This is a genomic window from Moorena producens 3L, assembly GCF_000211815.1.
GTDB classification, from domain to species: Bacteria; Cyanobacteriota; Cyanobacteriia; order Cyanobacteriales; family Coleofasciculaceae; genus Moorena; species Moorena producens.
This window is the reverse complement of sequence record NZ_GL890819.1, coordinates 49,122-62,400: the sequence shown is the minus strand read 5'-3', so window position 1 is coordinate 62,400 and position 13,279 is coordinate 49,122. Positions and strand designations below refer to the sequence as shown.

General features: G+C 43.9%; 11 protein-coding genes and 3 pseudogenes. 7 read left to right on the top strand and 7 right to left on the bottom strand.

Annotation, left to right across the window (positions count from 1 at the left end):
- Positions 1-509, top strand: a pseudogene (locus tag LYNGBM3L_RS01085) (Nif11-like leader peptide family natural product precursor); the annotation flags it as partial.
- 308 nt (positions 510-817) lie between these two features.
- Positions 818-1,201, top strand: coding sequence for a DurN family substrate-assisted peptide maturase (locus LYNGBM3L_RS01080; protein WP_008178005.1), 384 nt, complete (start codon positions 818-820; stop codon positions 1,199-1,201).
- A 120-nt stretch (positions 1,202-1,321) separates the two neighbouring features.
- Here the strand turns inward: LYNGBM3L_RS01080 and LYNGBM3L_RS01075 are convergent, their stop codons facing one another.
- Together LYNGBM3L_RS01075 and LYNGBM3L_RS48265 are read right to left on the bottom strand one after the other, a co-directional pair.
- The gene (locus LYNGBM3L_RS01075; protein ID WP_008178004.1) at positions 1,322-4,366 is read right to left on the bottom strand and encodes a plasmid replication protein, CyRepA1 family; all 3,045 of its coding nucleotides are present in this window, start codon (positions 4,364-4,366) and stop codon (positions 1,322-1,324) included.
- A 220-nt stretch (positions 4,367-4,586) separates the two neighbouring features.
- Positions 4,587-4,718: a hypothetical protein gene (locus LYNGBM3L_RS48265; protein WP_267871963.1), complete on the bottom strand. Its 132-nt coding sequence runs from the start codon at positions 4,716-4,718 to the stop codon at positions 4,587-4,589.
- A gap of 99 nt (positions 4,719-4,817) precedes the next feature.
- Here LYNGBM3L_RS48265 and LYNGBM3L_RS01070 point away from each other — a divergent pair, with 99 nt between their 5' ends.
- The gene (locus LYNGBM3L_RS01070; protein ID WP_131827276.1) at positions 4,818-6,011 is read left to right on the top strand and encodes an ArsB/NhaD family transporter; all 1,194 of its coding nucleotides are present in this window, start codon (positions 4,818-4,820) and stop codon (positions 6,009-6,011) included.
- Positions 6,012-6,048: 37 nt separating this feature from the next.
- On the opposite strand, the gene LYNGBM3L_RS48260 is transcribed toward LYNGBM3L_RS01070, so the two are convergent.
- Positions 6,049-6,183: a hypothetical protein gene (locus LYNGBM3L_RS48260; RefSeq protein ID WP_267871962.1), complete on the bottom strand. Its 135-nt coding sequence runs from the start codon at positions 6,181-6,183 to the stop codon at positions 6,049-6,051.
- Between the two features lie 153 nt (positions 6,184-6,336).
- Between LYNGBM3L_RS48260 and LYNGBM3L_RS35640 the strand changes: the two are divergent.
- The 3 genes and pseudogenes from LYNGBM3L_RS35640 to LYNGBM3L_RS01060 form a co-directional block, all read left to right on the top strand.
- A pseudogene (locus tag LYNGBM3L_RS35640) lies at positions 6,337-6,462 on the top strand (PTS sugar transporter subunit IIA domain-containing protein); the annotation flags it as partial.
- 733 nt (positions 6,463-7,195) lie between these two features.
- Positions 7,196-8,551, top strand: coding sequence for an RNA polymerase sigma factor (locus LYNGBM3L_RS33505; RefSeq protein ID WP_008178001.1), 1,356 nt, complete (start codon positions 7,196-7,198; stop codon positions 8,549-8,551).
- Between the two features lie 591 nt (positions 8,552-9,142).
- Positions 9,143-9,655 carry an RICIN domain-containing protein gene (locus LYNGBM3L_RS01060; RefSeq protein ID WP_008178000.1) on the top strand — a complete coding sequence of 171 codons (513 nt, stop codon included), beginning with the start codon at positions 9,143-9,145 and terminating at the stop codon, positions 9,653-9,655.
- A gap of 845 nt (positions 9,656-10,500) precedes the next feature.
- Here LYNGBM3L_RS01060 and LYNGBM3L_RS01055 read toward each other — a convergent pair.
- Both LYNGBM3L_RS01055 and LYNGBM3L_RS01050 read right to left on the bottom strand, forming a co-directional pair.
- Positions 10,501-10,731: pseudogene (locus tag LYNGBM3L_RS01055) on the bottom strand (element excision factor XisH family protein); the annotation flags it as partial.
- A 286-nt stretch (positions 10,732-11,017) separates the two neighbouring features.
- Positions 11,018-11,422, bottom strand: coding sequence for a hypothetical protein (locus LYNGBM3L_RS01050; RefSeq protein WP_008177997.1), 405 nt, complete (start codon positions 11,420-11,422; stop codon positions 11,018-11,020).
- Between the two features lie 36 nt (positions 11,423-11,458).
- Between LYNGBM3L_RS01050 and LYNGBM3L_RS42575 the strand changes: the two genes are divergently transcribed.
- Complete coding sequence (locus tag LYNGBM3L_RS42575) at positions 11,459-11,602, top strand: hypothetical protein (RefSeq protein WP_154659638.1); 144 nt, start codon at positions 11,459-11,461, stop codon at positions 11,600-11,602.
- Between the two features lie 614 nt (positions 11,603-12,216).
- On the opposite strand, the gene LYNGBM3L_RS01045 is transcribed toward LYNGBM3L_RS42575, so the two are convergent.
- Both LYNGBM3L_RS01045 and LYNGBM3L_RS49665 read right to left on the bottom strand, forming a co-directional pair.
- Positions 12,217-13,098, bottom strand: a complete 882-nt coding sequence (locus LYNGBM3L_RS01045; protein WP_008177995.1) for a hypothetical protein — start codon at positions 13,096-13,098, stop codon at positions 12,217-12,219.
- A 48-nt stretch (positions 13,099-13,146) separates the two neighbouring features.
- Positions 13,147-13,254, bottom strand: a complete 108-nt coding sequence (locus LYNGBM3L_RS49665) for a hypothetical protein (protein ID WP_438941753.1) — start codon at positions 13,252-13,254, stop codon at positions 13,147-13,149.
- Positions 13,255-13,279: the final 25 nt, after the last annotated feature.

Genomic DNA, 13,279 nt, shown 5'->3' with positions numbered 1-13,279 from the left:
ACCTGGATCAAGGTGTGGCTTCATCCCAGCCTGAATATGCCTGGAGTCAGTTCCACTTAATTAATCTGGATCGGTATGTTGACCATTCCCTTTACGATGATTATTTTAGGACGAAAGTAAAGTTAATCGAACTCCTGGAAGAGTTCTTTGGAGCTGAAATTAGGTTCTCAGGAAGCTTATGGTATCCGCCGAATGCTTATCGGATGTGGCACACGAACGAAACTCAGCCAGGTTGGCGGATGTATTGCGTTGATTTTGATCGCTGTGAATTCAATGGGGATGGCAAACCATTTTTCCGCTACATGAATCCCGAAACCAAAGAGTTAGTAACCCTTGAGGAGAAGCCGAAAGTGGTTAGATTCTTCAAGATCGAAAGCGAGCCACACAAGTTGCTGTGGCATTGTATTGTTAATAAAACCCAAGCAAACCGGTGGAGTTTTGGCTTTAACGTTTCTGATCAATGGATGAATAAGTTACTCAAGCCTAAGGTAAAATTGACAGCAAACTGAAATAAAAAAAATGAGATCAAAAAACTATGTTCTAAACTAGCCTAAAAAATGTTTTATGTGAAATACTCCTGTGACTTGTTGCTAAAGAAAATAATTATACCAATACTGTACACATGGTATGATTAGGAAAAATAGATGAAGGAGTTACACTCTTCTTGGGTAAACTTAAATATTACTTCATCAAACTTATCCATAATGAACAAATTTATAATGATCAAATTTACTAGTAATGGTAAAAAAGCTAAGTTGGGATAAGTTCAATCAAGCAGACTCGAACACATTACTAAAAAAAACTACTCGAAGACACTATGGTCAAGATCAAGCATAATCCTAAAGAATATAGAGAAGATAAAGATAGAGGTGGTGACAGGGATGAAATTCGGCAAATACAGATATTGATGCTCTTGTGTTTATGTCTGTCCTCTGAAGGCACGCTCTACGACTTGCTGAAGATGGCATTGGCGACCCCTGGGCACCAGACATTGAATCGGGTAACTCCACCGGAAGATATTAGTATAGATGGTCTATTTGAGTGGTTGGGTAAGCTGTTTGGTGAAGCAGAAGTGACAGAAGGAGAAAGGGATTTGATTCTCTGGCAAAACGATATCAAAAATATGTGGCCAGCGATTAGTGAGCTCAGAGCAATCGAGGAGAAGCTTGGGTTTAAGATTACCATCGAAAAGAAGAGCTAAGTTGTGCACAAAGTTCACTATCAGCTAGTGATACTTTCTTAGGGTAAATGTTAGAGGGTGGGGGATTATAGCTTCCCCCACCCTCCACGTAATCCTACAAATTAAGACTACAAATTAAGACTAAACATTAAGACACAATTGAACATAATTACTGTTTTCTGAATCCACTGACTGAGTATTACCAGACCTAGCAGATAAATCATTATCCAGCCAACTCTCACTAGTGCCTAACCTCAGAGCATCACTAGCTAACCACCTCTGGAACACTTCCATGCGACCATCTTCTGGACTAACTAGCTGATAAACTCTGAACCGCTTTTTTCCTTGGCTCTGATAACGAATACACTGTAAGCCATAGCCGATTTTATCCAAGAAGCGCCTAATAATAACAATCGGAGTTGCTTTCTTAGCTAGTCCTATTCCGGTGATGGTTTTGATAGCACAACGGTTTGCTAATGCGATCGCAGCCATCTCCTGCAAGTCCTGATCAGTATTTTTGAGTTCTCGTTCCAGATTTTCTAATAGAATTGGTATCCCCAAAACTTTCATAGTACCAATCATTGCTCCTAGCACAGCACGATTGAAATCCGGTATAAATATACTCCCTTGACCTTGCTCAATTAACAGTCGCGCTACCTTAGCATCCCGTTCTGCTAGATGTTGCTGACCTAGGGTAAGAAAATAATGGAGCCGTAGCTGCTTATACCAGCCTTGGTCATCTTTGAGTACCAGTTCTGGTGTGACTGGGATGGCATAACGCTGCTTTAAATCGTACTTCCGTAGTGAGCGACGTTCCGATGGTTTTTTGACTAGGCGTTTGCTAATCGTTTGATATTGGCTATCACTGAAGTCTTGACTAGATGCGATCGCATTACACTCAGCCTGATAGTTTTGGTCTCTAACTGCAGTAATCGCTGCCATCAGAGCATTCTGTGCTCCCAACTCTTCCGCTTGGGGTGAACCCTTAGACTTCTTTTTCCCAGCTTTAGTGGAACTGACTGGGGAAACATCCATCACCAGATGACCTTCAGCACGCAATCCTGCTAGCACCGATTCCCGATAGTTGACCATGGCGGCATTGAATCGGACAGCCATTTTCGCCCAGCACATCAAGGATTCTGCTTGAAAGCCTGTATCTAAATCATCCACAGCATCGAAATCCGATTGTTGTAGCAACCGAATATTCATTTGGGTCAAACGCTGTCCAGATGCCAGTAGTGAGGATAGAGACGTGGAGCCATTACCGACGTGATTAAAGCCATAAGGGGCTACCCAGATGAACCGGGGGAGATTTTCTCGGATTCGGCCTAAGGTTTGTCTGACACTATTTTCTCCTTGCACCCCTTGGGCAATACACCACACAGAGGTAAAGTGTCCCCGCAGATCAATACTCACTCCCGTTTCAATAGCAGGACTAGCTAATACAATGTCATAGTCCCGTAAAACATTGTTGAGGTTATTGATACACCCCATGGCTGGATGATTTGTTTCACCAAGGGATTCCGAATCAATGCGCAATATCCGGAGGTGGGGAAATTGCTTTTTTAGGTACGCTTCTAGAGTGCAAGTACCCCATTGGCTCTTGGGTTTTTGAGCGGAAAGACACACAAAGGGTTTGCCTCCTTGAGCAATGTGTGCTTCTAGCTCTCGCACTAGTTTTTTTGGTGTGCTATCGGTATAGTTATGAACTTGCCAGGACCCGTCAATGTTCGGTTTCCAGTCATTCTCAATGATGAAGGGTTCAAGGTCAACTCCAGACAAGCTCAGTAAGTAATCTATCGATATATCACTCAAGTCCGCATCCGCAATATAAACTTGACCAGACCCCCCCAAGACATTCTGGATTAGGGTTTTCAGAGATTTGAGAATAGCAACCCGATTACTCTGACAGGTGCTAGAGTTCAATCCATGCCAGAGCACTTGCTCCACTTCATCGATAATTACTACGCCATCAGACCAGTTAGCAGCATTGAAGCGAGCCTGAGAATTCCCATGCAAGGAGTCGAGACATAAACCATAACCTAAGACGCCTTGCTTCTGGTCATCCCTGACCTCAGTGATATACTTGATGCCAAAGCGTTGACACAATGCTTCTACTAATCGCACCCGATGACCAAGCACCAATACCCATTGGTTTCGGGCTAGGGCTTGAGAGACAATTTTTTCCAGTAGTTGGGTTTTTCCAGTACCCTTAGGGGATTTAATCCCAATCAGTTGGGCTGTATCCGGAATCGGAAGTTCTTGCAGATAGCGGCAATTTACCTTAAGGTTAGCTCGATAGGTCAGCTGGGTTAGGGATTTAGCTTTCCAAGTATCGAGGGGGAGTGCTCGTTGGTAAACTTGCTCAAAGGTCTTCTGACCTTGATCAGCAATTAAATCATCTACCCCTTTGCCTAGCTGGGCATCCCAAGTAATCACCTTAACAGGGCAACCTGCTTGATTGAGCAGATATCCCATTCTACGAATCGCAGCATTGACAGCTTTGATGGTATTCGGTTTCGAGTCTTGGTCAAAGACTATGTAAATCTCTCGCTCCGGAGTCGCTAGTTTCTGTAGTTGGGGAATCAAGTCAGACTTGCCAATCCGATTTCCCTGGGCATCCCTACGGATTCGATACCCACCATTAATTCCTGGTAATGCGATCGCAGCGTAACCAGCAGTGAGTAAAGCTCCAGCTTTCTTAGCGCCCTCAGTAATACACAACGGAATTGAGGGGTGAGAGATTAGCCACTGCCAAAACCCTAGATCCGGTTGATTGTGGTCAAGGTCTGTGGGGAGAATAGTAATATCATTGCGTTCAGCAATCCGTTGCCACAGGTGGAAAGGTACTCGCAGAGCAAACAAGCCTGTGGGGGTTTTGGGGGGATGTTCATATTTAATTAGCTTCCTAGTTTCCCCACTGTGACGGGGTTGGCTGGGTTTGAAACAGCCCCAAATATCCTCCTGACCAGTAAGCAAGTCAATACCAGAACACCACCATCCCCCTTGTTCGAGGTGTTGATAGCGTTTCAGAATCGAGTTTAGCACTCGACCATCATTGCGTCTGGGCAGGGAGTCGGAATAGAAGAGATACTCAAATGGGCTAGAGCCTTCGAGAGACCTTACATTGAGGCGAGTCAGCTGTTCATCAACACTACTAGCTGTCCACTCCTGGATATGGTTCATGGGTTTGGGGAAGACTCTGGCAGAGGTCACGCTATATCTAGTGGTTTAATCTTTAACTTAAGTAATATAACACTATTTGTGACCTAATAGTTCATTTTACCTAATGGTTTATATTTTCTTGACAGTTCACCGTTTACGGTTAACCGTTGACGGTTGATAGTACCATAAAATGATCACTTATCCCTAGCATCGGATTACCAGTAATTAGTGTAATTAGTTATTAGTTATATAGGGATGCGTGTAGGAATTGTGACAATTTTTGTTCCCTACTCCCGTCTTGATGCAGTCGCTCATGGGGGGAACCCCCAAGACCGTAATGGTGCTTTTTCCGTAGGCGAATTAAATTCGCCACGGGTCGCACCTCTGCATCGCTACTCCCTACGGTGCGCTTGACCCGTAATTAAATTCGCCACGGGTCGCACCGCTCCCTACTCCCTACTCCCTATTCCCTTTGCTATTCCAGAATATTCCCATAGTCTGGGCGAGAGTGGGAAACGCCACTTTCACCCTTATTTCTCTAATTATTCTTGCCCTAAGTTTAGGTCAAGCAGGTTGGTTTCGGTGGTTAGCGCTTCACATAGCTAATTGGGGATGTGGTCGTGGCCATTTGCTTTTCTCCTTAGTGATCCTAGTCGGGATGTTATTGAGCAATGTGTTTACTAACCTAGCCACGACCATAGTCTGGACAGCTGCTGTCATGGAAATTTTGCTGCTGCTTGGCTTTAGTGCCAAAGCTACTCTGGCATTTGTATTTACTAGTGGTTTTATTACCGATGCCGCTAGCTTACTACTGCCAATGAGTAATCCAGTAAATCTGATTTATGTTGATTATTTACAGATTTCCTGGTTGCGCTATGTGATGGTGATGTTGCCCGTAACCGTTGCCACAATAGCGACTAGTATCATCATTCTCTGGTTCTATTTTGAACCCCAAATCCCCCTGACCTATAACCTTGCCCGTCTACCACCACCTAATCGTGCGATTCGAGATTCCTTAATCTTTAAATTGAGTTTTCCTATTTTAGGACTACTCCTAATTGGCTACTTGTTGGCAAAAGTCCTAAATTTCCCCATTGCCTGGATTGCTGCTATGGCAGCTTTAGTGATGGTGGCATTAGCAGCACGTTTCCTTAACGGTCGGGCTAGTACACTTCGCTATATCTTACAACTAGCAGGTCAACTGCCATGGCGAATTATTTTACTTATCTTAGTCCTGTTTCTATTCGGCATCGGTTTGGACAATCTGGGCATAACTGCTCTGTTGAGCCAGCGGTTGGAAATCCTTTCTAATTGGGGACTCACTTTAGCAGCTAGTGGTAGTGGTTTCTTAGCCACATTTCTTGCCAGTGTACTCAATAATTTACCAACAGTACTGCTGAATGCTAAGGCAATTGAAAGCATTACGGATATTGATCCAGCTGTCAAAGAAGTGATGATATATGGGAATTTAATTGGGTGCAACTTAGGAGCGAAAATTACTCCCTTAGGAAGTCTATCAACTCTACTTTGGTTGAATGTCTTGGCTTTTAGAGGAATCCAAATAAGTTGGGTTTATTATATTCGCTTAAGTTTTATTCTTACCATGCCAGTTTTGTTTGTAAGTTTGCTGAGTTTAGCAATATGGTTACCCTGGCTGATTGCTTGAGGATATAGGGGTTTTAAATTAGGTCAGGTACATGTTTTTAGGGAGTAGGGAGTAGGGAATAGGGAATAGGGAATAGGCGGCAATAGGCAATAGGCAATAGGCAATAGGCAAGAGGCAACAGGCAAGAGGCAACAGGCAACAGGCAAGAGAGAAAAAATCCTGTGTACCTCATTAAGTTAGAAACTTCCCTCTTCCCTCTTCTCTATTCCCTGTTACCTATTCCCTGTTCCCTAAAACCCAAGAATTTGTACCTCACCCAATTGCAAAACGCTGTATACTTCTGTTTACTTTGATGGGTATGCAATAACCAAATTAATAATATTTCAATGCCGTGCTGAGTGCGGAAATGGGACTGGAGTTTCTGGATCAAGACCAGAAACCCAAGGTAAGATTGTGCGAAGCTCCTTTAGTGGAAGGTGCGATCGCAGCCGTTGTCCAAGCTGCTGCTGGGTAAGCATTCAGCCGTCAGCCGTGAGCTTTTAGCTCACGCTACTTGAGGTGCCGTCAGCCGTGGGCTTTTGGCCCACGCTGCGCGAACAGCTTTGTGGCACAGGCTTTGGCCTTGGCCTTTCGGCCACGCGTGCGCGTTTGGCCACGCTGTGCGAACGACGCTGTGACTTTACTCAGCATTATTCCAATGCTTACCTGTTGTCTTGATGCAGGTGACCCACGCAACCCCTCCCCATGAGCGACTGCATCAAGACAGGAAAATAAGGATCTTAAACTAACAAAAATTCCTGAATAGAGCCTCTTCCCACTGTTCCCTGTTCCGGTGATCCGCTGTTCCCTCTTACAGACTGTTTATTTAGCATAACAGGTACGGTAGAGTCGTTATCTCTATTTCACCCTTTAGATAGAGTAAAAATAATCAAAAATTTTATTTTAATAAAATTTTTGATTATTTTTACTACCTAAATAGCCTAATCAGGACGTGATTGGTAATTTATTAACCTTGGTATGTTGAAGGTTAAAAGTTGAAGCTTAAAGGTTAATGTGTAGTGGAGATTTCAAGTTAAGTTAAAGTTAATAAAAAGAGGATAAAAAGAGAAAAAAAGGCTAAAAAAAAAATTAATAAACAATCCTAACTCAAGCTCTGACTGCACTTCAAGGATTAAGTTGACCAACCTAACTTGTTTTACTAGAACGAGTATGGAATACTTAATTTCGGTGCATCAACAGGACTTATGCTGGCAACAAACCTCAGTTCTCATCCCCCATCGGGCGAAAATGCTGAAAACGATACCGCTTTTTGGGTCGAGTCCCTCCTGGAAAAATTGTCTGATGGCGATAGCAGCGTCTTTTGGCCCCTGTGGGAAAACTATAAAGACTATCTTTACCATCGCTGCTTGAGCTGGATGGGGGGTAATACCACTGAAGCACAAGATGCTCTTTCTGAGATTATGGTCAAGGCTTGGGAAAAATTGCCCAAATTTGCCGCAAAGATTACCAATCTCAAAGCATGGCTGACCAAATTTGCCCGTAACTTCTGTATAGACCGACATCGAGAAAACAACTCTGGGGCAATCGGAGTAGAAAACCTGGAAGGGATGGCAGTGCCAGAGGGGAATGGCTTGGTTACGGAATTCGATACCCCAGATTTAGTTGTAGAAAAGAACGAACTATTAGAGGTAATCCAAAGTGCTCTAGAGGATTTGCCCGAGAATCAGCGCCAGGTATGTGTCTTGCGCTTTGAGCAGGAGTTGTCTCACCAAGAGATAGCTCAACGACTGGCAATTTCTAACGATAGCGTTCGTAAACGTATCCAACGAGCTAGGGGGATACTGCAGCAGCAGTTGACTAAGTATCGGGCCGGGTTGGATGAGAAGGCTTACGGGGAGATTGCCAAATTGCAGGAGATTAGGGGAGTAGAAGAGCAGGAGAGTAGAGACGAAAAAGACGAAGAAAGCGATCTAACTCCCTCAAACAAAGAAATAGGAAAAGGGGAGCAGCAGACAACTGAGAAGTTGGAGTCTTTTTGTCCGATCACAGCCTCGGACTCGGCTACGGTCGAAGGATGCTCCAAGGATTTAGACAAAACGGGAGTAGAGATAACGTCACTGGATAAGCCAGATTTGGCAGTTAAGCCAGGAGTGGAGATAACGTCACTGGATAAGCCAGCATTGGCAGTTGAGCCAGAATCTGAAGTAACACAAGTAATCCCAATTAAAAAAGAGCCCAGAACTAGGGACACCAAAAGCCAGCTAATTTTGAGCAGACCAAGAAGCTCCCAAGCATTACTCCCCTTGGCTGGACAATTACTATTGGAGAGTACTCCAAATCCCCAATCAAATCACGGGAGCGATCGCAATACTATCCAGAGCCATGGCGTTAAACTGCTTACGCCCCAAGAGATAGGAATTTCTCCACCACCGCTAGAGCATGGGAGCATTCAAGCACCAATAGCAAAGGATATTTCCCAATTTCCCATCCCAATTTTGGCGACAATTGCGTCTTGGTGGGGCATTTTTAAAACGAAAGTAGAGTCAAGCTGGAATCAGAGGTCAGATAAAGGGGATAGAGGACCCCCAGATCAGCTTTAATTTCTGGTCATGGCTAATTTGCTCATAGCAGCTCAAGGGCATTACCTAGAGTAGCTACTAAAAAAAGGTAAGCATTCAGAAGTCAGCGGTCAGCCGTAAGCCATAGTCCTTTGACTGATGGCTGATAGCTGTTCGCTTAGGGTGCGCGTAGCCCATAGGCTGATAGCTGATACGCGACACGCTGATAGCACCTCAAGTAGCACCTCAAGTAGCCCATAGACTGATAGCTGAATGCTTACAAGAAAGGCTGGTGTGTTTTTTCACAACCAGCTAGTATTCCCATGACAAAAAGCCAAACAAAAAACGGTAAAAAAGTTCCTTCAAAGCTTTAAAAAATAGCAGAGAAGGGATAATCTACTCATGGCTATGAGCACTGGTAATAAGCCAACTATCCAAAGGAACAATCCCCACAAAAAAGACATATATCAAGGAAAAAACAGGGGAGAAAAACTTCTCCGTCGCCAGTCACAAAAGAGTCACTTACCCCGTCTTATAAACAGAGGAAAGTGAAGAAGCCCTACAAGGAGCAACCTGCCCCCTAGTCAAGAGCGACTGATCATTTCCTGATCATTTTTTAATGAGGATAAAATCGTGAAAAAGATTATACTGAAAAGCTTTCAGGCTTTTCTGATCACAGTTGTGTTCATGTTTGCGATCGTCATTCAACCTGCGGTCGCCTCCTCTGGTTTTATTGTTAATCAACTATCAGAGAAGTGCATAGATGTATATGGTAATCCAGGTGTAAATAACGAAGACAACATACAACTTTACACTTGTGAGTTTGGTAAACCACATACAGATCAACAATGGACAGTGAGACCTGACGGATTTATCCAGAATCAACTATCAGAGAAGTGCATAGATGTATATGGTTCTCCAGGTGTAAATAACGAAGACAACATACAACTTTACACTTGTGAGTTTGGTCAACCACATACAGATCAACAATGGACAGTGAGACCTGACGGATTTATCCAAAATCAACTATCCGGAAAGTGCATAGATGTATATGGTTCTCCAGGTGTAAATAACGAAGACAACATACAACTTTACACTTGTGAGTTTGGTAAACCAGATACAGATCAAAGATGGTATGTAGACTAATCGCGGAATAAATTATCGAAATCGCCGAATACCCCACAGGGTAAACGCATCTAATTTTTTATTCCTACATATAGTGTTTATTTAATTAAATAAACACTATATGTAACCCAGGGCAAACGCATCTTATTTTTGTACATGCTGGCGGTGCCAAGATTTCAGAGGTCGAGTCCTGTTTTTAATCAATTGATGAAATCCTTACTGGATAAGGGTTTTGTAATTTAGATGCGTTTGCCCTGATCTGTAACCTGAGTTCGGGCCCGCGCAGATTGAGGCAAAAGCCAGTCAAGATGAAGGCTAGGTTTCTTAGGTTGATGACAGTATGCAATCAATTACACTGGTATGGCTCTTTTCTGATAGCGGACACTCACCATTAATAGATTGTTATCTTGCCACTTAGTCCTATCAATGATAACTAGAATAAGACCCCCTTTTTGGAAATTATTTTTGACGAAAGATTTAATAAATGGGGCTCTCCTAGACTGATAATAGTAAATGAGTAGTTTAAATGAGTTTAACCCCTTAAATAGCAAGGGATTCAATAAACTAAAAATACATTGTCTTGATGCAGTCGCTCATGGGGGAAACCACGGCAGTCGCTCATGGGGGAAACCACGGCAGTCGCTCATGGGGGAAACCACGGCAGTCGCTCATGGGGGGGACCACGGCAGTCGCTCATGGGGGGGACCACGGCAGTCGCTCATGGGGGGGACCACGGCAGTCGCTCATGGGGGGGACCACGGCAGTCGCTCATGGGGGGGACCACGGCAGTCGCTCATGGGGGGGACCACGGCAGTCGCTCATGGGGGGGACCACGGCAGTCGCTCATGAGCGACTGCATCAAGACATTGACCAAGGGCGACATGAAACTCTGACATTTCTGATTCTTGTAAAAAACTTTTGATTTCTACAGCTATGCTTTGATTATCTTTCTGGGCTGCAATTAATTGTTCTGCTGCTAAGTCTATATACATTTCCGATCCGCCAACTTTGATGTATAGAGGATCTTTAGTTATCAGCCAGCCATCTTTTTCCAGGGCTAACCGAACAGTGTTGTGAAAAATATCCTTGGCTGGCATAGACAGATGGGCAATTGGAAATGACTTAGGGTTTTTAAGGTTTATTATAACTGAAATCAATATAAAAAATTCCTCCCGCACTCTACCGTAAGGTGAGCATCGGGAGGAATTTCAGCGGAATTATTAAATTGAGACTATAGGGTAAGAGTTAAACCTTGTTTAACTCGTGTTCGCCACACTCGCCTACTCCAAAGTTAGCTGTGTGCCCTCTATAACTAGAACCATATCACCAGGCAGTTTGTGACATTTTTTTCGACTTAGAGTCCTGTTTTAAGAACTTCCGCCGCTAATAGAAACTGGCGGAAGGTACAAAGAGATTGGCCACTTTAAACTCTTTCGCACCCACTTCCGACAGCGAGAACTGAATCGGGTAGGGACGGGAAACACCTTTACAAAGATCCGGTTTCAGGCGGATGAAGGTAACAATGGGAGGCTGGGATTTTGCCAATATGGTTGTGAAGTCCTCTTTCTGCGTGCAGCCGTTGCTCGTCACTACGATCGTGACACTTTTTTCAGTAACTTGTATTCCATGCAATGGTTCTACCGTTGCTGCTAAAGCCGTGGGAGCTGTGACACAGAATACTGCCACTGCGGCAAAGAGCAGGGTCCCTAGACCAAGTGCCAGTCTTGAGAGTGCTTTCTTCAAGGGAAGAGCAGCTGGCTTGAAGCGGTTGAATGGTGTATTTAGCATGATGTTTGAATTATTAATTTTCCGAATTTTGGCCTGATGTTAAAGGGACAGGACGGTCGAGATGATGGAGACCCTCAAGTCTGCCATCCCCTTAAGGCCGGGTCAATTTGGATTGAGCACTCGAAAGATTTAACCATAGGGTCTCCTTGTGGCTTCTGGTTCCGGGGAATTCAGGAATAGTCAGGTTTCCTGCCCCATCGGACTTTGGAAAAGATTGGAGTTCGGGTCAAGAAGTCCTGCGCCATTCGCGATTCTAAGAGCAGGGATATTTGATTGTCAATAAAATAGAAGATAATTAGAGATAATTACTCTTAATTACCAAAATTAAGTACAGAAACTGCGGATGCTTCGCTTTTTGACAGAAAAGTACCAACGGGGGCAGTTGCGATCGCATCCTTGTCAAAGCAATACCCTAAACCTTAATAAAATAGGTTAACCCTTAATTATAACTTATTATTATCAATGATTGGCTATATTAAGTAAAGTCGTTGGTCAAATAATTCCTATCACTGTTCCCTGTTCCCTGCTGCCTGCTCCCTATAAAAATGTACCTCACCTAATTGAAAACCGCTATAGTTACTCGTGGTTTATACTAGCGCTATAGTTAAGCTCTGGAAAATATATAGTCAGTCAACCAAGTTATCCGACAGCGCTGGCTTACCTGACTTGTGCTTAAGTCTTAACTATCACCCTACCAGCCTTGCCAGCACCAAACGCCTCAGCAGTCAAGTCTCAACGGCTCGACTGGGCGTTGGGTTGGTACTGAGCACAGTTGGTATTGTGAATAGAAGTACTCAACTTTCAGGACGTTCAGGACCTTCAGCAGGTCTTTTTTTAGGACTTTCAGCAGCTGTTTTTTCAGGACTTTCAGAACTTTCAGCAGCTCTTTTTTCAGCCATTTCAGCAGCTCTTTTCTTAGCTTCCGCCAAGGCTTCCTGCTTATCTTCTTTCCGAACTTTGCAGAACCGTGGAGGCTGATCCATTGGGGGTGCCAATTCTTCCACAAACGCGAAGGCATTTTTGTGGGGAAGGAATCGGGCTTTGACCTGGATGAATTTTGGCTTGCCCTGCTCCTTGAGCTTAGGATTGAATCGGAATGGTTTGACCGAGGAGTCCCGCCAGAATAATGGACAGTGACCAGCTTTGAGTACCCGAGTTCTTTCTGTAGCCTGGTGGCTTTTGAGATAGTTCACTAATTGTTCACTGTGGTTCCTAAAGACTGACACACAGGGAACTTTACAAACAGGGATGAACTGCCACAATCCAGCCAAGATGAAATACCCATTGCCAATCGCTTCAGCCCAAGCATGGGGTCTGTCTTCCTGTAAAATCCCAATTACCTCAAACCGGATATCCTGGAATTTGTTCCTGTCTGGGAAGTGGATCGGCTTAGGATATACCACGAGGCGATGCTCTCGGTTTCCGGCCTCTATGTGCCCCTTGAGAATATCCAGCACATACCTTTTCCGGTTGTGCTTAAGCAGAAAAAAGAGTGGGTAAGCCTTACCCTGAATGGTAATGGTAGGAATTTTCTCAGACAAATCTACCTCACCAGTTACAACCCCAACAGCCATAAACTTTGGTTCTGATGGCTGAATTAGTTCAATTGGTTGAGATGGTTTTACTAATTTCCTGGGAATCTCTGGTTTTTTGATTAGTGTTAGAATTTCTGACATAATTAATAGTGATTGTGTTTGTTCTTAACAAAAGACATCTAAAGAAATCTAGGAAATGGTTCGAATACCTTCCCTGCCAACTGCAAGACGAAAATAGAGACGATACAACTGACAGCTTGGCTTCGCCTGATTGCCATCGAGTGTCACCAACCCCATACTTTCTATAGGTGCGCTTGACCTT

Coding starts and splice junctions, on each gene's coding strand:
- LYNGBM3L_RS33505 (WP_008178001.1), top strand. CDS start 7,196: ATGCTGGCAACAAACCTCAGTTCTCATCCCCCATCGGGCGAAAATGCT.
- LYNGBM3L_RS01075 (WP_008178004.1), bottom strand. CDS start 4,366: ATGAACCATATCCAGGAGTGGACAGCTAGTAGTGTTGATGAACAGCTG.
- LYNGBM3L_RS01050 (WP_008177997.1), bottom strand. CDS start 11,422: ATGCTAAATACACCATTCAACCGCTTCAAGCCAGCTGCTCTTCCCTTG.
- LYNGBM3L_RS01045 (WP_008177995.1), bottom strand. CDS start 13,098: ATGTCAGAAATTCTAACACTAATCAAAAAACCAGAGATTCCCAGGAAA.
- LYNGBM3L_RS49665 (WP_438941753.1), bottom strand. CDS start 13,254: ATGGGGTTGGTGACACTCGATGGCAATCAGGCGAAGCCAAGCTGTCAG.
- LYNGBM3L_RS01080 (WP_008178005.1), top strand. CDS start 818: ATGGTCAAGATCAAGCATAATCCTAAAGAATATAGAGAAGATAAAGAT.
- LYNGBM3L_RS48260 (WP_267871962.1), bottom strand. CDS start 6,183: ATGAGGTACACAGGATTTTTTCTCTCTTGCCTGTTGCCTGTTGCCTCT.
- LYNGBM3L_RS42575 (WP_154659638.1), top strand. CDS start 11,459: ATGTTAAAGGGACAGGACGGTCGAGATGATGGAGACCCTCAAGTCTGC.